The sequence below is a fragment of the Hymenobacter setariae genome, from assembly GCF_007713685.1.
Taxonomy (GTDB): Bacteria; Bacteroidota; Bacteroidia; order Cytophagales; family Hymenobacteraceae; genus Hymenobacter; species Hymenobacter setariae.
Window position 1 is genome coordinate 328,586 of record NZ_VMRJ01000004.1, and the last position, 21,397, is coordinate 349,982.

Genomic DNA, 21,397 nt, shown 5'->3' on the forward strand with positions numbered 1-21,397 from the left:
CTAAACTAACATGGCATTACTTCAGCTTTTTTCGCAGCCAAGCTCTCACTGGCTCATCGTAGAGCTTCAGGCTGGCGTAAGCTAGTATGATAGCTCCCGAAAAAGTAAGCAGTGCATAAGGCCAGGTCTGCCCTAGGGTAATGCCTTTGTGATTGCTTATCCAGGCCACGTAGAAATAAACAAGTACATAGTGCGTCATGTACAAGGGGTATGAGATATTACCCAGAAATCGGCAAATCCTATCTTCTGCCTGGTTGTGGACCACCCCGCTAGCGCCGATGTACACGATGAGCGGAAAGACAATAATGATGCAAAAAGCGTCATACAACCCATTCAGCCACAAGTGCGTTGCCCCGCCTATCCTTGGCATCAGCAGCACAACGGCGACTAGTGCACTGCACCAAAAGAAAGCATTTTTGATATAGGTTGGCTTTGCCACCCGTGATAAAAGCAAGCCGGCAAAAAATGGAAATAGGGTGCGCGTGATGCCAATGCGTAGATGCTCGGCGTTCAGGGTCCAGCCACCCGCAACGTCGCCGTTCGGATTAGTTAGGGCAAAATGTAACAGTAATGCGCCGGCCGCTGCTACCAAACCAGCCAGCGCTTTATTGGACAGCTTTCGGATGCCGAGCGCGTAGAGAATATTGGCTACATACTCGAAAAACAACGACCAGCCAACGCTATTGAGCGGGTGCATTTCTTGCCAGCCCCGGATGTCCATCGACAGCGGAATGGGCAGCACCGTATAGCCTATCAGCATGACCACGAGCAGCTTCCACACCGGCACCGTATGGATGAGCGGCCAGATAGTAGAATCGGTAAAGTAAAAGCCCACGGCGCCGAGCGTCATGCCCAGCACCACGAGTGGCTGCAACCGCTCGAAGCGGCGCCGCAGAAAGCCCCCGATGGTCAGGTTGCTCCACCTGTCGTCGTAGGCATACCCAATGACAAAGCCGGACAGAAGAAAGAAAAAATCGACCGCTAGGTAGCCGTGATTGACAATATTGTCGAGGTGGCCGCTGGCAAGCGGCTCGGCCAGGTGAAAAAACACCACGATAATGGCCGCCACGCCCCGCAGCCCATCTAGTATTTGATAATGCGGCTTTGTACCTAATCTGTTATTGTCCATGCCTTTGCCTTAGGGTATTCAAGCAGCAGGGCACCTCTTCAGCTGCCAATGAGGTGGCTAAGGTCGTTGCTGAGTGGTGGCAAGTGCCCAGTACACTGGGCCACCTAGGGAGCACTCGTGCTGAGCTCGCTGCTAATTACCGAAAGAGAAGCTCGCTACGCGCTAGCGCAAAAGGCCCCCGCTCGCAGCGATTTGCTGCGAGCGGGGGCCTTTTGTTGGCGGAAATGAGTAAGTGTTATTTCAGATTAGTTACGCCTTTGATGAACTGAATGCCTCCAAACAGAATGGCACCCCAAAACACAAAGCCTACATCGGCTAGTGTAAGCGCGAGGCCGCCCACGCACCAGAGGCCGCCATACAACATATCTTTTTTAGCCTGGGCTTTTCGGACATCTTGCACGGGGTTTTCCAGTTCGCCCACCATAGCACTGGCGTCGTCGGCCGCGAGGCCTTTCAGCATTAGCAGGCGCTCTACTTCGGTGCTGCTTTTGCCACTGGCCAGGAGGTTAGCGGCGTACTGATACAGGTAGTTGTCGGGTTGCTGGTCGGCAGCTTGGCTTGCTTCCATCTTATTGTTTGCAGAAAAAAGTATAATTTAGTGTACTGATGCTCAACGCCCTGGCAATGTACCACCTAGGCCGAACTCTCACCAACTCCTATACTTTAACCTAGTAGCCCTTTGCTACTTTCGGACTGCCACCAGCGCACCTAGGAGCCTACTTGGCAGGCGTGCCCGCATTCCAAACCAGAATGGTGCAGCCGCCCGAGCCGGCGGGACTGCTGGCATAATGGTCGGTACCGGGCGGGTAGTAGAGATAAGAACCAGCCGCAAACGGGCGGCCGTTTTCCACGCCGGGGTCGCTGTACACGCCCTCTACCACAAATACCTCGTCGGGAGTGGCGTGAGCATGGTGGGGGTAGGTGTGGCCCGCTGCTATCTTGATGAGCACGCGCTTTTCGCCGGGCTCGGCACGCAGCACAGTGCGCGTGACGCCCTCGCTCACAGTTTCCCATATCTGGGCCTGCGGCTCGGTCGTTACTGCTGATTTCATACTAATTATGTTCACAAGGTGGGGAGTATTTTCAGCTAAACCAGCTGCTTAGGCCACTGTTTGCGCCAGCGGCAGCCCATGGCACCCTAGGTCTACTTTTCTGCAATGCTTCACCTTCGTATCTCCCTAGCCGTACTTTCGCTCTATGCGCTTTCGCCACCTTCCCTACCCACTTCTGCTGCTCGCCACGGCCTGCGTACCCCTAGGTACCCCTATCACCAATGCCGACCTGCCCGCCAGCCAGCAGCGAGCTGCCGCACCGGCCGCCAGCGCCCAGCTGCGCTACTACGACTACATCTACGACCCCAGCGTGAAGAGCGTGCAGTGCTACGTAGGCACCGGCACCACCTCTACCCTCACTACCACGGGCCTGGCCACCAACCCCACGGCCGTGCTGAGCCCGCCCATCGTGCCCCTCAGCCAAGAGCAGCCCATTACGCTGGAGTTTGACGTGCTGGGCGAGCAGCCGCCGCGCCTCACGGCCAAGCTCATCAACTGCGATATCAATTGGCAGCCCTCCACGCTCACCGATTTGCAGTTCTTAGATGATATTAATGAGATTAATATCAATAGCTACCGCACTTCCGTCAATACGAAGGTGCCTTACTACCACTACACGCTGGCTGTGCCTCGCGTAAAGCTGAGCGGCAACTACCTGCTGGTGGTGCAGGGACGGGGCGGGGCGCCGCTGATATCGCGCCGCCTGCTGGTGTATGAAAACCAAGTGGTGGCCAGCCTCGCGCCGGGCATCCTGGCCGGGGGCGTGGAGGCGCGCTACGCCTACCAGCAGCTCAATTTTCGCATCAACTACGCCGCCGTAGAGCTGTTGAACCCCGCTCAGGAAGTGAAAGTGGTGCTGCGCCAAAACTTCCGCTGGGACAATGCCCACTACAACCTGCGCCCCACCTTCGTGCGCGACGCCGAGCGCGTGCTCGAGTACCAGTACATCAACTACGAAAACGCATTTCCGGGCCTCAGCGAGTACCGCTACTTCGATATGCGCTCTTTGCAGGCCAATGGGTTGGGCATCGCGCGCCTAGGTCGGCAGGCCAACCCCGTGCAGGTAGAGCTGCTGCCCGAAGCCACCCGCAACGGCCAGGCCTACAACCAGTACGAGGACGCTAATGGCAAGCGCATCTTCGAGAACCGCGAGTTTGGCGAGGGCGCTATCAATGGCGACTATGCCCAAGTCACCTTCAACCTGCGGGCCGAGCGGCCCGCGCCGGGCCCAGTGTACGTGCTAGGCGCCCTCAGCGACTGGCAGCTTAAGGACGAGTTCCGGCTCACCTACGACAGCTTGCAGCAGCGCTACACCGGCCGGGCCCTGCTCAAGCAAGGCTACTACAGCTACAGCTACGCAGTGGCACCTAGGGCTGCCACTGCACCGCCAGACGAACTTTATTTTGAAGGCACTCACACCGAGACCGAAAACCAGTACGACCTGCTGGTGTACTACCGCCCGCCGGGCACCCGCACCGACTTGCTCATCGCTTACCAGTACCTCGACCTGAACAAGCGATAGCCCTAGGCCTCGTTGCTACAAGCATTTGCATTACTACGCGCAAAACCCCGCCCTGCCAAACATCCGGCAAGCGGGGTTTTGTCGTATCTTCACCAATAATTCATCTAAAATGGAGCGTATAGGTGCACTAAAACCTGGTGACATGGCTATTGGGTTTACCTAGGGCCACTTTTAGTAATCAGCAGCTTACCGAGTAGCCACTGGCTTGGTGAGTGAACGGGGCAGCTTCCTTGCATCTTCATCTTAGCGTAGTTAATTAGTCTCACTTTTGCTTCCCAATATTTTTAGTTTTTTCGAAAAAAATTCGTATCTTTGGTTATGCGTAAGACTCAGCTTCCTACTCCCCTTCCGGTGCAGCAATTTGCCCGCTGCGTAAATGATGCGAACCCACCCGCTGGCTACGTAGGCGACTGGCCCACGGCCGGCCGGGTATACCCGGTGCGCGTGCTGCCCCATGTGCGCAGCGGCCAGCCCCAGGTGCACGTGCTGGGCTTCTATGCCGAGCGGCCCTACGGCGCCTTTGCCGCCCACCGCTTCGAAGAAGTAGCCACCGTATGGCTTAACTAATAAATAACTGGCGTAAGAGGTAAGGGGGTGATGCTGTTCAGATTGTGCGAACAGCATCACCCCCTTACCTCTTACGCCAGTTATTTATTCTACTACCTGCGCGGCTACGTCGAAGTCGGCGGCGGGCGGCTGAGGGTTCATCTCGGCTAGGGCAGCCACCACTATCTCGGCAATGGCGAGGTCGCGGGCCCACTTGTGGTTGGCTGGAATGACGTACCACGGCGCATCGGGCGTGGAACAGGCCGCCAGCGCATCCTGAAACGCCTCTTGGTAGCTGTCCCACAGCTTGCGCTCCTTGAGGTCGTCTGGCTCAAACTTCCAACGCTTGGCAGGGTCGTCGAGGCGGGCTTGCAGGCGCTCGGCCTGCTCCTTTTTAGAAATATGAAGGAAGAACTTAATGATGCGGGTGCCGTCGCGGGTCAGCAGTTGCTCAAAGTTGTTGATGTCCTCATAACGCGGCACCCACACCTCAGGCCCAATGAGGTTGTGCACGCGGGTCACGAGCACGTCTTCGTAGTGCGAGCGGTTGAATACCCCAATGTGGCCTTTGCCTGGCGTTTGCTGGTGCACGCGCCACAAAAAATCGTGGTCTAGCTCTGCTTTGCTAGGTGCCTTAAAGGCCGCTACCTGCACCCCAGCCGGGTTAAGGCCCGTTAGCAGCTTGCGGATGGCCCCATCCTTGCCGCCCGTGTCAATGGCCTGAAATACCAACAGCAAGCTCTGGCGGTGCTCGGCGTAAAGATTTTCCTGCAAGTCGCTGAGTTGTTTGCGCAGTTCTTTTAAGCGCTCTTTCGCGTGCTTTTTATCCTTGAAGGGCTTGGTATTGTCGGGGTCGATGTCGGCGAGGCGCAGGGGCTTGCCGGGGGCCACGCGCACAGCGGGCGTAGTGGCAGAATGGTCGTGGGGCATAAGTCAAAAAACACAAAAGCACGGCCAGTAGTGGCCGTGCTTTTAGTAAACGAAAAAGGGGGGCTTTTGCGTTGTATAAATAGCTGAAAGCTGCCGGCTGACCCGGCTTTTTGGCGTCAGAATTGCCTTTGAAAAAAGCTTATCATTGCCGTGCTATGCTCGCAATGACACATGATTCCCCTCGCCTCTTTTCTTTTTACCAATGCCCTTTCTTCCCCGCTTTTTCCGCCCGCTGGCGGTGGCCCTAGGGCTGCTGGCCGCGGCCCCCGCCGCCCAGGCCCAAACCACCCCCGACCTGCCCGCCAGCCAGGCGGCCGGCATCATTCGTGAAATCACCGAGGCCGTGGGCTTGCAGCCGCGCTTCGAGCTGCGGGCTACTACCGTGGTGCCCAATGCTGCCGCCGTGGCCTACAATGGCAAGCGCTACCTGCTCTATAATCCTAAGTTTTTGGCGGCCGTAAACCGTGCCGGCCATACCGACTGGGGCGGCATCAGCATCTTGGCTCACGAAATGGGCCATCACCTCAATGGCCATACGCTGCGTAGCGGCGGCTCACAGCCGCAGGATGAGTTGGAAGCCGACGAGTTTTCGGGCTTTGTGCTGCGGCGCCTAGGTGCCAGTTTGGCGCAAGCTCAGGCCGCTATGGCTACCGTGGCCGACGATGAAGGTTCTGCCACCCACCCCGGCCGTACGCCTCGCCTGGCGGCCATCAGCCAGGGCTGGAACCGAGCCAATACCCAGTTGGCCGCCGTGGCCAAAGCTGGTACTGCCGCGCCTTCGGCCCAGCCTATCGCACTGGCGCCACGCCCCCAGGTAGCTGATGCGGACGAGACTGACGAAGCCATCAGCCGCTCGTCGAGCGCTACGGAGGCCTTGGCACGCGGAGTTTCTAATGCACCCGTGCGGCTAGTGGGCCAGCTCACTTTTCGCGATAACCCTGAGGTGCCCTTTTACCTCACCAGCGCCCTGAGCGTAGTGCGCCTAGCCGACGAGAGTAGCGAAACCGACGACGAGGCCAGCCGGGTGCGCGCTGCCGAGGTAGTGGGCCGCCTGCGCCGCACCGGCAACGCCGCCTTCCCCTACGTGCTCGAAGACAGCCAGCAGCGCGCCCTTTTCGTGACGCCTCGCGGCGATGTGTATAACAAAGCTGGTCAGCGCGTAGCTAAGCTCCACGACTAGCCGAAGTTTAAAAGCTCAACGTATAGCGTCCGTCATGCTGCGCTGCGAGCATGACGGACGCTATTTTTTGCGGCCTCGCTGTTCTTATTCCTTGCTACTTACTTATTATAGAGATGCCCGAACTACCCGAAGTCGAAACCTACCGCCGCTTCATCGATGAAGTAGCGGTGGGCCAGACGATTACTGGCCTCGAAGTGCGCGACGCGCATGTGCTGGCCGTGCCCGAAGACGAGTTGCGCGCCGCCGTGGTGGGCCGCACCATTACCGGCACTGGCCGGCTAGGTAAAAACTGCTTTTTGGAGCTGGATAACGGCCGCTTGCTGGTGCTGCACTTTGGCATGACTGGCGACATCGGAGCCTTTCGCGACGCCCCTGATGCCCCGCGCTTCACTCGCGTGGCGTGGCAGCTGGCCGACTCGGGGCTGAACCTAGCCTTTATTGACCCGCGTAAGTTTGGGCGCATCCGGCTGGCCGGCAGCGCCGAGGCATATCAAAAGGCCAAGAAGTTAGGTCCCGATGCCCTGCAAATAACGCCCGCCGAGCTGCACCAGAAACTGAACCGCCGCAAAGTATTTGTGAAGCCGCTGCTGCTCGACCAGAGCCTGACTGCTGGCCTAGGCAATTGGATAGTGGATGAAGTGCTATTTCAGGCGAAAATCCACCCCGAGCGCTTAGGCAACTCGTTTACCGAGAAGGAAACCAAGGCCCTGCACGACGCTATTCAGCTAGTGCTGACAACCGCCATACAGCACGAGGCCAACTACCGGCACTTCCCGGCCAGCTTCCTCATCCACGCTCGCGAGTGGGACGACTCGGCTACGCCGGGCACTGATGCCCACACTTTCTGCCCGCGCCACCCCAAGACCAAAATCGACAAAGGCTATGTGGGCGGCCGGGCCACCTACACCTGCCCTAGGTGCCAGCCTACGCCAGCCGGTTAGCGTACTTTTGCGGGCCATGCCCACGCCTCCCTCTCACCCCCTACCCTACGGCCGCCAGCACATCAGCGACGCTGACGTGGCAGCCGTGGTCGAAACGCTCCGCTCCGACTTTCTGACTCAAGGCCCGAAAGTGGCCGAGTTCGAAGCTGCATTTGCGACCTACGTCGGCGCCAAGCACGCCGTGGCCGTCACCAACGGCACGGCCGCCCTGCACCTATGCGCGCTGGCGCTGGATGTGCAGCCCGGCCAGCGCGTCATCACTACGCCTATCACCTTTGCGGCGTCGGCCAACTGCGTGCGCTATTGCGGCGGTGAGGTACACTTTGCCGATATCGACCCAGCCACGGGCCTACTTGACTTAAAAGCCGTTAGGAAGCTGCTTGAAGCGCACCCCAAAGGCCATTTCACGGGTCTGATTCCGGTTGACTTTGCTGGCTTGGCCGTAAACCTGGAAGAAGCCCGGGCACTGGCCGACGAGTTTGGCCTCTGGATAATCGAAGACGCCTGCCACGCGCCGGGGGGCTTCTTTTTGGACAGCCAAGGCCAGGAGCGCCGCTGCGGTAGCGGCCAACTGGCCGAATTGGCCATTTTCAGCTTCCACCCCGTTAAGCACATTGCCACCGGCGAGGGCGGTATGGTCACTACCAACGACGACGCGCTGGCTCGCCGCCTGCGCCGCTTGCGCACCCACGGCATCGAGCGCGAGGCCACCGGCCTACTGCGCCAAGACGAGGGCGGCTGGTACATGGAAATGCAAGAACTGGGCTACAACTACCGCATTTCGGATATCAACTGTGCCCTAGGTGCCAGCCAATTAGCTCGCGCCGACGAAGGCCTGGCCCGCCGCCGCCAGCTAGCCGCGCAGTACGACGCGGCCTTTACCGATATGCCGGGCATATCTGTATTGGCCCCTGGCCAGCCGGGCCACGCTTACCACTTATACGTTATTCAGGTTGAGAATAGGCGCGGTCTCTACGAGTTTTTGCGCACCAAAAACGTGCTAGCGCAAGTGCATTACGTGCCCGTGCACCGGATGCCGTACTACGAAAACCTAGGGTGGAAATTCGGCGATTTTCCGTACGCCGAGGCATATTATAGCCGCTGCCTCAGCTTGCCGCTCTACCCCACCCTCATCGATGAGGAGCAAGCCTACGTGGTAGCCTGCGTGCAGGAGTTTTTAGCCCACAACCCCGCGTGAGCACCGCGCCCGACACCGCGCATCTTGCGCAGCGCCTGGCCCTAGGCACCGCGCAGTTTGGCCTGGCCTATGGCCTGAACAACCAGACGGGGCAGCCATCTACCGAAGCCGTGGCCGAGGTGCTGGCCGCTGCCCAAGCCGCTGACCTCACGCTGCTTGATACTGCCGCCGCCTATGGCAATAGCGAGGCTCGGCTGGGTGAGCTAGCAGGCAAGAATCCGGCTTTTGAACTGATTACTAAGCTGCCAGCCGGACCGCCCGCGCAGGTGGCACAGCACCTGGCCGAGTCCCTAGGTCGGCTGCGGCGAAAGAACTTATACGGAGTCATGTTTCATGCCTTCAAGCCCTTGCAAGACGAGCCAGCCGCCTGGCAGGCGTTGCAAGCAGCGCGGGCGGCGGGGAAGGTGGCGCGCATCGGCGTATCGCTCTACCACCCGCACGAGGCTGAGTGGCTACTAGCCGAAGGCTGGGATATAGACCTAGTGCAGGTGCCCTACAATGTACTCGACCAGCGCTTTGCGGCCGTGCTGCCGCGGCTGGCGGCGCATGGGTTAGAAGTACACGTGCGGTCGGCCTTTTTGCAGGGTTTATTGCTGCGCGAGCCAGCCACGCTGCCCGATTTTTTTCGGCCCCTCACCCCCAAGCTGACACGCCTGCGCCACCTCGCGGCCGACGCGGGCGTGCCACTGCCTGCCCTCTTACTGCTGTTTGCGGCCTACGCGCCCGGCGTGGTACGCACCGTAATCGGCGTCGATTCGGTGGCTAATTTGCACGAAAACTTGGCCGCCGCGCCGCACCTAACCACCGCCGAAGCCCTACGCCCGGCCCTGGCTGAGCTGGCCGAACCTACTGACACTTTTATCCTGCCTTATACATGGCCGCCGCGCCCCTGACCGCCGATTTTTACCGCACTATGTTCGACCTCAGCGGCCAGGTAGTGCTGCTCACGGGGGGCTACGGGCACCTAGGGCAGGCCATCGCGGCAGGCTTGCTGGCCCACGGCGCACACGTAGTAGCGCTGGGGCGCGATGAAGAGAAATTCAAAAGTGCTTTTCCAGAGCGGCCCGCCACACTGCACTTCCTTGCCTGTGACGTGGCCTCGACTGACTCGGTGCGGGCGGCGTTCCGGCGCAGCCAGGAGCTGCACGGCCTACCGAGCGTGTTGATTAACAATGCCTACTACGGCCGCGGCCAACAGCCCGACGCGCTTTCCGATGAAGATTTTGCACTCAGCCTCGACGGCTCGGTGGGTGCGGCCTATCGCTGCCTGCGCGAGGTGCTGCCCTACTTGCGCGAGCGCGGCGCGGGCAAAATCATCAATGTGGCCTCTATGTATGGCATCGTGGCGCCCGACTTCGCGGCCTACGACGAGTACCCGCAATTTTTGAACCCGCCGCACTACGGCGCGGGCAAAGCGGCCATGATTCAGCTTACCAAGTATTTCGCCTCCTACCTAGGGCCCGAAAACATCCAAGTCAACTGCGTGTCGCCGGGTGCGTTTCCTTCTGACAAAGTGCGCGAAAAAGATGGCTTTGAAGGCGAGCTGCGCCGCCGTATTCCGCTAGAGCGCGTGGGCGAGCCCCAAGACTTGGCCGGCGCATTCGTATTTCTCAGCTCAGCCGCGTCGAACTTCGTAACTGGCCATAATCTCGTTGTGGATGGCGGCTGGACCATCCGCTGACGTCTTGTTATCTATCCTGTAGCGCAGCAAAGCCTCTCACACACCTAGGTCTGCGAGCGCAAGAAGTTACTGCGCTCCGCCAGCTGCTTCGCTGCGCGCTACAGGTATGGACGTTATTTCACAGCACATAACTTTCTATTCGCTAGAACAAAGCCATGACGCTAGCCCTTATTCAGGCCCGCCTAGGCTCGTCGCGGCTGCCGGGCAAGTCAATACTGCCGCTGCCCCTGTCGGCCCTAGGTGATACTAGCACCATTTTAGGCCACGTGGTAAGCCGAGCACGGCGAGCAGCTTGCATCAGTGAAGTCATCGTCGCCACCACTACCCAGCCGCTTGACGAGCCGCTGGTAGCCTTGGCCGCTCGCTTAGGCGTGGGCGTGTTTCGAGGCGATGAGCAGGACGTACTCAGCCGTTTTGCGGGGGCGTTGACGCAGGCGGGCAGTTTTCAAACCATTGTGCGCCTCACCGCCGACAACCCGGCCATTGACCCAGCTTTTATAGACGCGGCCGTAGCTCACCATCTCGCTACCGGGGCCGACTATACCTATACCAGCGGCCTCCCGCTAGGTACTAATATTGAAGTTATTAGCGCCGCCGCGCTGCTACGCGCTCATCAAGCTGCTAATCAGCCTGATGAGCGCGAACATGTGACACCTTACCTGCGCCGCCACCCGGAGCTATTCCGACTCGAAACATTGGCATTAGCGGTAGTGCCTGCCGTGGCCGGACTGCGCCTTACGGTAGACTACCCCAGCGATTACGCCTTGCTAAGTCTGCTATTTAGCCACCTAGGGTCTGATTTCTCGCTCACCGACCCGGCCGGGCTACCCGCCTTGCTGGCACAGCATCCGTGGCTAGCGGCCATCAATGCGGATAACGTGCAGCGGTAGCGCTGCTTCTTATTAGCTACCGCGTATCACTTCTACCCACCCTTGATGGCGCTCGCCGGTGGCGGGGTTATTGAGCAAATAGTAATAAAGGCCAGCCGATTGACCGGTTGCATTCCAACCATTATCATACTTGGCTCGGTCATATACCTGCCGGCCCCACCGGTCGAAGATGCGCAAGCTCCAGTCGCTAGGAGTTAGCCCCTTGAGCACAAAAAACTCGTTTTGTGGGTCACCATTAGGCGTGATAACGTTGGGAATAAGAACAGGGCAGTCCTTTGGGCTAGCCAATAGTGTAGCTGTGGTCGGGCAGCTAGTGGCCGTGGCTCGCACCTCTACCGAGTACTGGCCTGGTCCCCGCGCTACATAGGTAGCGCCCGTCGAGCCATCTTGCCAGCGATACAGCGAGCCAGCGGGTTGTAGGCTAGTTCGCAGCGTCCACACTGCGTTGGGGCACACCAGAGTATCGGCCCCTAGGCGCACTACAGGGGCATTGCTCAACTGCACTCGGCTAGTAGCTGTCCCTACGCAGCCCTGAAGCGTCGTTACCTGCACGCTATAGGTGCCACTAGCTTGGGCTAAGTAAGTAGCACCAGTACTACCATCTTGCCAGCGATAAGTACTACCAGCAGGTTGCCCACTTAGCCGCAGTAGCACCGAGGCGGCGCACACAGCCGTATCGGCAGGCAAGCGAGGCGTAGGAGGCGCACTGAAGGTTACTTGCCTGGTAGCCGTACTAGCACAGCCAGCGGCCGAGGTTACCGTTACGCTATACATGCCCGTAGCACGGGTCAAATAGGTTGCCGCTGTCGAGCCATCTTGCCAGCGGTACGTAGTGCCGGCTGGCTGCGCATTGGTGGTAAGAAGCAGTTGATTTCCGCACAGCGTAGTATCACGTCCTAGCCGCACTTGCGGCAATGGCGCCACCGTTACGGCCTGCGTAACGGTAGCCGGTGTAGCCAGCGAGGGGTCTGTTACAGTTAGCGTTACTTGATAGGTACCAGCGCTAGTGTAGATGTGGGTAGGTGTTAGTCCGGTGGCCGTATTAGCACTGCCCGAAGCAGGGTCGCCAAAATTCCAGGTAGCTACGGACCCAGCCAGTGTGGGCGTGGTAGTGCCTGCAAAAGACACCGCTGCCCCAGCGCAGCTTGGCGTGCTGGTAAACGCAGCAGTGGCTATTACAGGCGCTGCACTTTGTCCGGCCGGATAGTTGGGCAAACCTATTTGGGCTACTTTGCCACCTAGGTACACTGCATCAGCTTGAAATCCGCAGCCTGTCCCACGCACGTTAGGGTTGTTGATTACGGCTAGGTACGAGCTGTTATTGATAGACACGTACATCTTGCCATCTGGACCTATTTGCAAGCCACCAGAATTATCTGATGTATTCGCGATAACAATGCCAGAGTTGGCAATAGCAGCAGCTGAGCCAGCCTGCGTATCAAATTGATATACCTCTAAATAATTCAGGTTAGTACCGTAAAGCAACCGGCTGTCGGGTGAGAAAGCTACTCCATAACTGCGGAAAGTATAGCCTAGCTGAATATAATTGGACAGTCGGCCAGTGGCAGGGTTGAAGTCAAACAATTCAAAAGATGCATCTCGTACTCCAACAGCTAGCTTAGTTCCATTGGGCGATGCGCGCATATAGCCTACCGAATTGGCATTGCCAAAATTGCCGCCCCCACCGTTATGTATTGACCCAATATTTGTAACAACTGGCGTAGTCTGCAAGCCGCTAGGGCTCAGCAGGTAGGCGTAGAAAGCGTTCGTTTGCCAGCCGTGAACCAGCACCCAAGTATCGCGGCCGTTAGCATGGGGCACGGTAGTCAGCTTTTCTGTTAGTGGCACTGACGATACCTGTATTCCGCGGCTAGTTACTGCCCCCAAGCCACCTTGTTGAGCCATGTCAACCAAGCTGTATTTAAGGCCTCCAACCAACTGATTTTCAGCTCCATCTACTACAAACACATAGTACTGCTGCGCATTAGTAAGGCTTCGTACCGATATCACCCCCTGTGAGGCCGACTGATGCCCTCCTAGGTTGGCGCCATTCAACATTACTTGGTTATTACGGTTCCAAATATTCTCGCTGTTGCTGTAGAATAGTAATTGGCCGGCACCATCCGAAACTGTTGTGGTAGCTTCGTAAGTATTCATTGCGCTGCTCGTTACAGCTACTGGTGCCCCGGTAACAGGAAAGTTTAGCGCAGCATTGATGCCAAAGTACCAATTGCTATTTTCACGCTGGCCAAAGGCTGGTATGCGGCTGCTAAGTAGAAGTAAGCTTAACCCGAAAAGTACTTTTCTAATCATCTGCTGTTCTTGAGCAATATATTTTTACAATAGTACTACGGCCTGCTTTTATGGATGAGCAAATCTTCCCAAAACCTGCATCAACTTGAGCGCTTCCGCTGTTCCTCGCTTGCTATTTCGGGCTGACGGTAATGCCCAAATCGGATTGGGACACTTGATGCGCCTATTGGCTCTAGCCAACCAACTGCAAGGGCTAGCTCTTGGTACGTTTTTGGTGCGCGAGCCTACAGCCGCTGTTGGGCAAATGTTGGCAGCTAATGGCTGGATAGTGCAGCCGTTGCCAGCCCAGCAGTCTTGGCTAGCCGAAGCTGACTGGCTAGCCCAGCAAGTGCTACAACCTAGCGATGTGCTTGTACTTGATGGCTACTACTTTGGAGCCGACTACCAGCAACGGCTGCGCGTTAGTGGTTGCAGTCTCGTTTACGTCGATGATTTGCAAGCGTGGCCAGTAGTAGCCGACGTGCTCATCAATCACTCTCCGGGTGTCATGGCTACCGATTACCAAGCGCCGACTACTACGGACTTCTTACTAGGACCGGCTTTTTCGCTACTCCGGCAGCCATTTTTAGAGAGTGCCGCGTTGCCTCAGTGGCCTACAGCAATTGAGAGTGCGCTAGTCTGCTTCGGAGGTGCCGACCCACTGCGCCTCACCGTTCGTATCATTCGCGCCCTACAGGCTCTGCCTCAGCTACAGCGGCTGGGAGTGTTGTTGGGTAGTGCTTTCGGCGACGCAGCAGCCTTGGAAGAACTAGCTGCTACATCTTCAGGAGTTATTATTACTTTTCACCGCAACATAGAAGCGGCCCCACTGGCCAATTTACTACGCGAACATGACATGGCTATAGTGCCTGCCAGCACTGTGCTCATTGAAGCATTAGTGCTAGGTCGCCCTTCCATCACAGGTTATTATGTTGACAACCAGCGGGCACTAGCTTCCTACGTTCATGCACATCAACAGGCCTTTTCAGTCGGCAATTTTGCCGAACTTAACGATGCAGGCCTGCTGGCTAGGTTACATGATGGTATAGCATGGCTGGAAACCACCCCACGCCAGCCTTACGTGAAACAATTGAGGCCTGACTTGCTGCGAGCGAAAGTGCAACAATTACTTGACCGTGCTCTACCCTAACTACTTGCTATTACCTATGAATATTGACTTGCTGCGCCCGTTAGAACCCGAGCACCTAGAACTAGTACGTGCCTGGCGCAATTCGCCAGCTGTAGCTCAGTATATGTACACAGCCGAGCCCATTTCGGCCGAGCAGCAACAGGCGTGGTACGCCCGCATCAGTCAAGACGCGAGCACGAAGTACTGGCTGATTTACTATCGGGACCAGCCCGTAGGCGTTGCCAATCTCTATGACATCAGCGAACGCAACCGCTCGTGTTATTGGGCCTTTTATTTAGGTGAGGAAAACTTACAAGGCAGCGGCTTAGGGGCTAAAGTAGAACTAGCTGTATTGGAGTATGTATTTGAGGAATTAAAGCTTAACAAGCTGGCTTGCGAAGTTTTTGTGACCAATGAAAAAGTAATAGCAATGCACGAAAAATTTGGCTTTCGTCGCGAAGCCTACTTCCGGCAACACATTTACAAAGACAAAGCTTTTCTTGATGTAGTGGGCCTAGCTATGCTACGGCGCGAGTGGCAGCAGTTGCGCGATGCGTTGCGGCCACGCCCGCGCAGCTAGCTAGTGCTGAAGTGGGGTACCCGTGCAAGGTCCGCCTTAACTTTGCCTTATGCCTACGATTTCTATCGGTGGCCACGCTGTGGGCCCCGAATTTCCGCCCTTCATCATCGCCGAGATGTCGGGCAACCACAACCAGAGCCTCGACCGGGCGCTGGCCCTCGTGGATGCCGCCGCTGCCGCCGGCGTGCACGCTCTCAAGCTGCAAACCTATACCGCCGATACCATCAGCATGGATACGGGCTTCGTGATTCGCGAAGAGGGCAAGTCGCTGTGGGAAGGCAAGAGCTTATATCAGCTTTATAAAGAGGCCTATACGCCCTGGGAGTGGCACGCCGCCATTTTCGAGCGGGCGCGACAGCACGGACTACTGGCGTTCAGCTCGCCGTTTGACGAGTCAGCGGTCGACTTTCTGGAAAGCCTCGACGTGCCAGCTTACAAAATTGCCTCTTTCGAGAACGCGCACTGGCCATTGCTGCGCCGAGTGGCAGCCACTGGCAAGCCCGTTATTGTGAGTACTGGTGCGGCTACGCTCAGCGAGATTGACGAGGCTGTGCGCGTGCTGCGCAATGCAGGCTGCCGCGAGCTAGTGCTGCTAAAGTGCACTAGTACCTACCCCGCCTCGCCGGCCACTACCAACCTGCGCACGATACCCGTACTAGCCGAAACCTTCGGCTGCCCAGTAGGCCTCAGCGACCATACCATGGGCGTGGGTGCCAGCGTGGCTGCCGTAGCGCTGGGCGCCTGCGTCATCGAAAAGCACTTCACCCTGCGCCGCGCCGATGGCGGTGTCGATTCGTCCTTTTCGCTGGAGCCTGAGGAATTGAAACTCTTAGTTGAGGAAACCGAGCGTGCTCACCAGGCCCTAGGTACTGTGCAACTATGCGTGCAGACCAGCGAAGAGAAAAGCCGCATTTTCAAACGCAGCATTTACGTAGCCCGACCGGTGGCAGCGGGCGAGGAATTAACCGCGGACAACTTGCGCATTATCCGCCCTGGCGATGGATTACTGCCCCGCCATTGGGACGTAGTATTGGGGCGCCGCGCCGCCCGCGCCCTACAGCCCGGTACGCCGCTGACCTGGGACGCGCTGCTAGGCGAGCAAGCTGCGCCGCAGTCGTGAGCAGCCAAGTAATCCGGCTGCGGAATATCTTACAACTACGCTTCACGAACTTATTCGCCGGGTTACCTGCATCGGTACTGAATAGCATTTCGCCCGCCAGCCCGCTCAAGCGGCTAGCGCGGGTGGCGGGCTATGCAGGGCTGCGGCTAGTGGGGCACCTATTTCAGCCCATCCACAACGCCGACCAGCTGCATGGCGCGGTGTGGCTCTATGTGGTGAGTGCCAACAACTATGACGCGCTCAGCTTCATCAAGGACGCCCGGCCTGAGGCAGTACTAGTAGCGGGCCAGGGCAAGAATATCGGGCGCTACGGCAAGGCCGTAAATAGGCTTTCGCTGCGGCGCAAACTATTGTATTACTGGCAATACCCTGCCGCCTTGCTCGGGTTGCGGCGCGAAGTAGGCAACCGGGCGCTGCGGTTCTTTGACCTCGTTTTTTACGCCTTAGGCTACTACGAGGTGTACAGACGGGCCTTGCGCCACTACCGGCCACAAGCTGTGGTTTTTGCCAATGACCACAATGACGATGCCCGCGCTCTGCTACTAGCCTGCCGCGCCGAGGGCGTGCCTACTGCCTACGTGCAGCATGCCAGCGTGAGTACCAATTTTCCGCCCCTAGGCTTCGACCTCAGCCTGCTCGAAGGCCAGGATGCACTTGATAAATACCACCAGTGTGGCCCTGTGCGCGGCCGAGTCGAGCTGGTAGGTATGCCCAAAGCTGACGCCTTTTTGGCGCAGCGCAACACCGCGCCGCAGGTGCGCCGAGTGGCCGTGGCCTGCAACCTGCTCGATGAGCTGCCTGCCCTGGCTGAAACCCTTGCCTACCTGCTACGTGAACTGCCCGCGCTTACTTTTACCCTGCGCCCCCACCCCGGCGACCAGCGCGACTTCAGCGCCCTGCGCCACGCCCTGCCCGGCTTGCACTGGAGCGACCCGCACAAAGAAAACGTCTTCCAGTTTCTACAAGCCCACGACGCGCTAGTGGCCGCCGACACTAGCACCCACCTCGAAGCCACGCTGCTCAACGTGGCTAGCGTGTACTACCGCTTTTCGCCTACGCCCACGCTGGCCGACTACTACGGCTACGCCGCCCACGGCCTCAGCGAGTGGGCACACTCGCTGCCCGAGCTGGCGGCGGCCCTAGGTCGGCTGGCGCAGCACAAGCCGCTCGACCTGTATCGCCGCGCCGCCTACTACAACGCCACCCTAGGTACGCCCGACGAAGGCCACAGCCGCGAGCTGGCTGTGCGCCAGCTAAGCGAGTGGCTGGCGGGCCCAGCGGCAGGGGCGTAGTTTTGATTTATGCTGCCTCCTTTGCCACCTCTACCTGCGCCACCCGTAGCCATCTCGGCCGAGATACGGCTGGCGTATGTACTGCGGCATTTCAGGCTGGCCTATCCAGGTGCGCCTACCGTTTTGGTAGACTACGCGGGCACACAGCCGCAGGTGGAAATTGCGAATTCGGGCGCTGGTTTCTTTGCTACTAATGAGCCCTACCCGACCGCACCTAACTGGCGCGATTGGCAAGGTCAGCAAGTACCATTTTTCTTTGATAATGCGCCTGAAATACCGCTACTTATTTTACGAGAAAACAAAGCATTTATTTCAGCTGATATCATTTCGGCGGCGTTTTACTTGCTGAGCGGCTGGCAGGAATATTTCTCAATTGAGCGCGACCGGCACGGGCGCTTTCCCTACAAGGCAAGCGTGCAGAAGCACTACGGCTTCGTGACGCTGCCGGTGGTTAATTATTATTTCGACGTGCTGCGCATGGCAGTAGAGCACGTGAGCAGGCAACCCTTGCAGCCCCGCTCTTGGGACAGCCAGCAAGCCAACTTCGCTGCATTCATTTCGCACGATGTCGACAATCTATGCAGCGCTTGGAAAGCTCCTATCAAAGCAGCCTTGCAGCAACGCCAGTTCGGCCGCTTTGGCAAATTAATTTGGCAGCATCTAACCCAGCCCGATGCCTGGGATAATCTAGAGGAGGTGGCAGCGGCGGTGGCGCAGTATGGAGGTCGGTCTACGTTTTTTATTCTGCCAACTCGTCGGAAAGCTCTCAATGGTACCCCCAACGCTGACTATCGCTTAACACGACAGAGACAACGGCAATTATGGCGCTTAGAAGAGCAGCACTTCGAAATGGGAGTGCATATGCCCCTTACGGGTGATAAGATGACGCTACCAAACGTTTCAGCCTTTGACTTACCGTTTCACGCCATTGGCTGTCGTTTTCATTACCTCAACTGGGAGCCACGCCTTACACCGATTACAATCAGTGTAAACCCCATAGCGGCGGCTAGTAAGTTTCAGTACGACTCTACATTAAGCTTTGCCGAGCATTTTGGATTTCGCCATAGCTATTGCTTGCCCTTCTACCCTTTCGATTTTGCGGTCAGACGGGCAGTTGATTTCCTCGAAATTCCACTTAATGTGATGGATGCCACGCTGCACCATCCCAACTACTTGCAGCTGGAACCTAGCGAAATTCTACCGGCGCTCGCGCCAATGTTTGCTGAGATAAAACGCTTTGGGGGCGTGGCCTCGGTACTATGGCACAACCAGAACTTCGACCCAGCCAACCAACAAAATGGCCCGCGCCAGTTCCATGAAATCATGGCGCATCTCCAGCGGGAGGGCGCAACTTTTCGCACTGGCCGCGAAATCTGGCAAGAATTTACCGCCGAGTCAACCCAACACTCTTAACTCAAAACTCCTAACTCATTTGGGTATCGTTCAGCGGCAGGGGCTGCGCAACACCGTTATTTCCTACGTCGGGCTGGGCATCGGCTTTGTCAATACTACGCTGGTGCTGCCTAGGCTGCTGGAGCCGGCACAGCTGGGCCTGACGCAAGTATTAGTATCCTTGGCCACGCTAGGGGCGCTGGTGTCGGCACTAGGTTTTACCAATACTACGCTGCGGTATTTCCCCTATTTCCGCAATCGCGAAACGGGCCATTCGGGCTACTTACCACTGCTGCTAGGCGTGCCGCTGGGGGTATTTGGGCTAGTGGCACTGGCGCTGTGGCTGGGCCGGCCGCTGGTGCTGCGGTGGTATGCCCACGATGCGGCGCTACTAGGCCCGCACTACGGGGCTATGCTGGCACTGGCGCTGTGTATTTTGGTTTACAACCTACTAGAATCTTATACCAAGTCACTGTTTCACACCTCGTTTTCCTCGCTTCTTACCGACGTGCTCCAGCGCTTGCTTATCGTAAGCTCGGCGGCGCTTTATGGGGCAGGCTACCTCACCTTCGATGGCTTTGTGATGGCGTACCTAGGCAGCTATGCCGTCATTGCGCTGCTGCTGCTAGGCTACCTAGGGGTTATTGGCGAGCTACACCTGCGGCCCACACGTGCGGTGCTGCAAGTACGACCCATGGGCGAGCTACTCCGCTTTGGCAGCTTCGCGCTGCTGGGTAATATTTCGGGCACAGTGCTCGTCACCATCGACTCGCTCATGCTGGGCTCACGCAGCTTTACCGACGCAGGTATCTACGCCATTGCCCTCAATATCAGCACGGCGCTGGCCATTCCCTTTCGAGCACTGTACAAGACGGCCTACCCGCTCATTGCCGAGTATTGGAAAGAGGGCGCGACCGCCAAAATGCTGGATTTTTACCAGCGCACCACGCGCCTCACCACCGCGCTGGGCGCCTACTTGGCCCTAGGTATCGGCCTCAACTTGCCCTTTATCTACGGCCTCATTCACAAGCCAGCGTTTGCCACCGGCACGGTGGCGGTGCTACTACTGCTGGCTGGCCGCCTCACCGATGGCATCACGGGCGTAAACGGCATTATCGTGGTCACATCGCCGCGCTACCGCTACGATTTGCTGTTCAATGTAGGTTTGTCGGGCCTTATCATTGGGCTCAATGCGCTGCTGATTCCGCGCCTAGGGCTCACGGGAGCAGCCTTGTCTAATGCCCTGGCACTGGCCAGCATCAACTTGGCACGCACCTGGTTTGTGTGGCGCAGCTTTGGCTGGCAGCCGTTTGACCGGCGCATTTTTTACATCCTAGGGCTGGCGGCGGCGGCTGGTGCGGTAGCCTGGGCGCTGCCAGCGCTGCCCAACATCTGGCTGACACTGCTATTGCGTGGTGGCGTGCTCACGGCGCTCTATGGCGGTGGGCTGCTGCTCACAAACTGGGTGCCCGAGGTGTCGGCGGTGGCCCAGAAGGTGCGCAGCTTAATGGGCAACAAATAAGCCTCGATGAGCGGGCGCAACGCGAAATTTCGCATTGCGCCTGCCCATCGAGGCTACCCCTTATAACTCAATTAGTTGCTAGCTTCTTGGGCTGTGGGCGTCAGGGCCGCCAGCTTAGCGCGCAGCTGCTGCACCTCGCGCTCCAGCTCCAGGTTACGAAAGGTCACTTTCACCTCTAGGTCTTGGTACGAGCGGGTCAGCTGCTCCTGCATCTGGCGCATGGGGGTCACATCGGAAATGGTGCCGATAAAGCGGTAGACCTTGGTGCGGGCCTCATCGAAAAAAGCTCGGCCCGTGGCCTTGGCCCACACAAGGGGCTGGCCCGGCAGTTGCCAACGAGTGCGGTACTCAATGTCATAGCTGCCTGAGCCGGCTGGGTCGAAGGCCTGCTCTACGGCGGCCACGGTGGCGGCCCGGTCGTCGGGGTGCACCAGCTCGACAAAGTCAGCGTAGGTAACCGCGGCGTCGACTGGCACGCCAAACAGCTCTTTGCAGCGGGGCGACCACTCTAGGGTATTGGCTACCAAGTCATAGTCCCAGGTGCCCACGCCCGCAGCATCAACAGCCGTTTGCAGGCGCTCGAAGGAGGTAAAATCGGAGGTTGTCAAGGGCATTTAAAAGCTAGGGATAAACCAAGAACAGCTCCAGGCCCGACTGAAAATACAGCACGAGTGTGCGGTACGCGCCATCGGCCGAGCGGCGCAGCCGCGTGACCAGGGCCGTTACGCTTTCGGTGGCTAACTGCAGCTGCAAATAGGGACGGCTCAGCAGGCTGTCACGCTCCACCGTCCAGCGGCCAGAGGCGGGGGCCGCCCCTGTCTCAAGTTGCCAATGGCCATCCTGCAGGTGCAGAAAGGTGGCCTGCGCCAGCGGCGTAGCCGGGTCGGCCTGACTGAGCACGCGGTCTACCACGCGCCAGCTACCGTGCAGATAGGGGTCGGGTACTTGTTGCAGATTGACATCAAGCAGATACTGAGTCATAAAGGAGAACAGCTTATAGC

21 protein-coding genes are annotated in these 21,397 nt (G+C 58.1%); 14 read left to right on the top strand and 7 right to left on the bottom strand.

The window, feature by feature from the left end; genetic code table 11:
- Positions 1-16: 16 nt before the first annotated feature.
- The 3 genes from FNT36_RS16275 to FNT36_RS16285 all read right to left on the bottom strand — a co-directional run bounded on the left by FNT36_RS16275 (position 17) and on the right by FNT36_RS16285 (position 2,181).
- Positions 17-1,129, bottom strand: a complete 1,113-nt coding sequence (locus FNT36_RS16275) for an acyltransferase family protein (RefSeq protein ID WP_144849852.1) — start codon at positions 1,127-1,129, stop codon at positions 17-19.
- A 235-nt stretch (positions 1,130-1,364) separates the two neighbouring features.
- A complete protein-coding gene (locus tag FNT36_RS16280; protein ID WP_144849854.1) occupies positions 1,365-1,697 on the bottom strand; it encodes a hypothetical protein in 333 nt (110 codons plus the stop codon).
- Positions 1,698-1,845: 148 nt separating this feature from the next.
- Complete coding sequence (locus tag FNT36_RS16285; protein WP_144849856.1) at positions 1,846-2,181, bottom strand: cupin domain-containing protein; 336 nt, start codon at positions 2,179-2,181, stop codon at positions 1,846-1,848.
- Positions 2,182-2,326: 145 nt separating this feature from the next.
- Here FNT36_RS16285 and FNT36_RS16290 point away from each other — a divergent pair, with 145 nt between their 5' ends.
- Both FNT36_RS16290 and FNT36_RS16295 read left to right on the top strand, forming a co-directional pair.
- Positions 2,327-3,703: a type IX secretion system plug protein gene (locus tag FNT36_RS16290; RefSeq protein ID WP_144849858.1), complete on the top strand. Its 1,377-nt coding sequence runs from the start codon at positions 2,327-2,329 to the stop codon at positions 3,701-3,703.
- Positions 3,704-4,021: 318 nt separating this feature from the next.
- On the top strand, positions 4,022-4,270 hold the full coding sequence (locus FNT36_RS16295) for a hypothetical protein (RefSeq protein ID WP_144849860.1): 249 nt from the start codon (positions 4,022-4,024) through the stop codon (positions 4,268-4,270).
- 84 nt (positions 4,271-4,354) lie between these two features.
- Here FNT36_RS16295 and FNT36_RS16300 read toward each other — a convergent pair whose 3' ends face one another.
- Positions 4,355-5,179: a polyphosphate kinase 2 family protein gene (locus tag FNT36_RS16300; RefSeq protein ID WP_144849862.1), complete on the bottom strand. Its 825-nt coding sequence runs from the start codon at positions 5,177-5,179 to the stop codon at positions 4,355-4,357.
- Positions 5,180-5,381: 202 nt separating this feature from the next.
- On the opposite strand from FNT36_RS16300, the gene FNT36_RS16305 reads away from it, so the two are divergent.
- The 6 genes from FNT36_RS16305 (at position 5,382) to FNT36_RS16330 (ending at position 11,069) form a co-directional block, all read left to right on the top strand.
- Positions 5,382-6,359, top strand: coding sequence for a M48 family metalloprotease (locus FNT36_RS16305; protein WP_144849864.1), 978 nt, complete (start codon positions 5,382-5,384; stop codon positions 6,357-6,359).
- 113 nt (positions 6,360-6,472) lie between these two features.
- Positions 6,473-7,300, top strand: a complete 828-nt coding sequence (mutM, locus tag FNT36_RS16310; protein ID WP_144849866.1) for a DNA-formamidopyrimidine glycosylase — start codon at positions 6,473-6,475, stop codon at positions 7,298-7,300.
- Positions 7,301-7,316: 16 nt separating this feature from the next.
- Positions 7,317-8,498, top strand: a complete 1,182-nt coding sequence (pseC, locus tag FNT36_RS16315) for a UDP-4-amino-4,6-dideoxy-N-acetyl-beta-L-altrosamine transaminase (RefSeq protein ID WP_144849868.1) — start codon at positions 7,317-7,319, stop codon at positions 8,496-8,498.
- Positions 8,495-9,391: an aldo/keto reductase gene (locus FNT36_RS16320; RefSeq protein WP_233635981.1), complete on the top strand. Its 897-nt coding sequence runs from the start codon at positions 8,495-8,497 to the stop codon at positions 9,389-9,391. The genes pseC and FNT36_RS16320 overlap by 4 nt, the downstream gene beginning before the upstream one ends.
- Entirely contained in the window at positions 9,373-10,179 is an 807-nt protein-coding gene (locus FNT36_RS16325; RefSeq protein ID WP_233635982.1) for an SDR family NAD(P)-dependent oxidoreductase, read from the top strand. The genes FNT36_RS16320 and FNT36_RS16325 overlap by 19 nt, the downstream gene beginning before the upstream one ends.
- A 155-nt stretch (positions 10,180-10,334) precedes the next feature.
- Positions 10,335-11,069 (top strand): cytidylyltransferase domain-containing protein, encoded by a 735-nt coding sequence (locus tag FNT36_RS16330; protein ID WP_144849872.1) that lies wholly within the window; start codon positions 10,335-10,337, stop codon positions 11,067-11,069.
- Positions 11,070-11,081: 12 nt separating this feature from the next.
- On the opposite strand, the gene FNT36_RS16335 is transcribed toward FNT36_RS16330, so the two are convergent.
- Positions 11,082-13,226 (bottom strand): T9SS type B sorting domain-containing protein, encoded by a 2,145-nt coding sequence (locus FNT36_RS16335; RefSeq protein ID WP_233635983.1) that lies wholly within the window; start codon positions 13,224-13,226, stop codon positions 11,082-11,084.
- A gap of 241 nt (positions 13,227-13,467) precedes the next feature.
- Here FNT36_RS16335 and pseG point away from each other — a divergent pair, with 241 nt between their 5' ends.
- From pseG to FNT36_RS16365, 6 genes are read left to right on the top strand one after another with little or no spacing between them, the layout of a single operon-like run.
- Positions 13,468-14,511 carry a UDP-2,4-diacetamido-2,4,6-trideoxy-beta-L-altropyranose hydrolase gene (gene pseG, locus FNT36_RS16340; protein ID WP_233635984.1) on the top strand — a complete coding sequence of 348 codons (1,044 nt, stop codon included), beginning with the start codon at positions 13,468-13,470 and terminating at the stop codon, positions 14,509-14,511.
- 16 nt (positions 14,512-14,527) lie between these two features.
- Positions 14,528-15,070 carry a UDP-4-amino-4,6-dideoxy-N-acetyl-beta-L-altrosamine N-acetyltransferase gene (pseH, locus tag FNT36_RS16345; RefSeq protein WP_144849878.1) on the top strand — a complete coding sequence of 181 codons (543 nt, stop codon included), beginning with the start codon at positions 14,528-14,530 and terminating at the stop codon, positions 15,068-15,070.
- 49 nt (positions 15,071-15,119) lie between these two features.
- Entirely contained in the window at positions 15,120-16,190 is a 1,071-nt protein-coding gene (pseI, locus tag FNT36_RS16350) for a pseudaminic acid synthase (RefSeq protein ID WP_144849880.1), read from the top strand.
- On the top strand, positions 16,187-17,482 hold the full coding sequence (locus FNT36_RS16355; protein WP_233635985.1) for a glycosyltransferase family protein: 1,296 nt from the start codon (positions 16,187-16,189) through the stop codon (positions 17,480-17,482). The genes pseI and FNT36_RS16355 overlap by 4 nt, the downstream gene beginning before the upstream one ends.
- Positions 17,483-17,491: 9 nt before the next feature.
- Complete coding sequence (locus FNT36_RS16360; RefSeq protein ID WP_144849882.1) at positions 17,492-18,895, top strand: DUF7033 domain-containing protein; 1,404 nt, start codon at positions 17,492-17,494, stop codon at positions 18,893-18,895.
- 19 nt (positions 18,896-18,914) lie between these two features.
- The gene (locus FNT36_RS16365) at positions 18,915-20,396 is read left to right on the top strand and encodes a lipopolysaccharide biosynthesis protein (protein ID WP_233635986.1); all 1,482 of its coding nucleotides are present in this window, start codon (positions 18,915-18,917) and stop codon (positions 20,394-20,396) included.
- A 71-nt stretch (positions 20,397-20,467) separates the two neighbouring features.
- Here FNT36_RS16365 and FNT36_RS16370 read toward each other — a convergent pair whose 3' ends face one another.
- Together FNT36_RS16370 and FNT36_RS16375 are read right to left on the bottom strand one after the other, a co-directional pair.
- Positions 20,468-21,010, bottom strand: a complete 543-nt coding sequence (locus tag FNT36_RS16370; protein ID WP_144849886.1) for a PAS domain-containing protein — start codon at positions 21,008-21,010, stop codon at positions 20,468-20,470.
- Between the two features lie 7 nt (positions 21,011-21,017).
- The gene (locus FNT36_RS16375; RefSeq protein ID WP_144849888.1) at positions 21,018-21,377 is read right to left on the bottom strand and encodes a hypothetical protein; all 360 of its coding nucleotides are present in this window, start codon (positions 21,375-21,377) and stop codon (positions 21,018-21,020) included.
- Positions 21,378-21,397 lie beyond the last annotated feature (20 nt).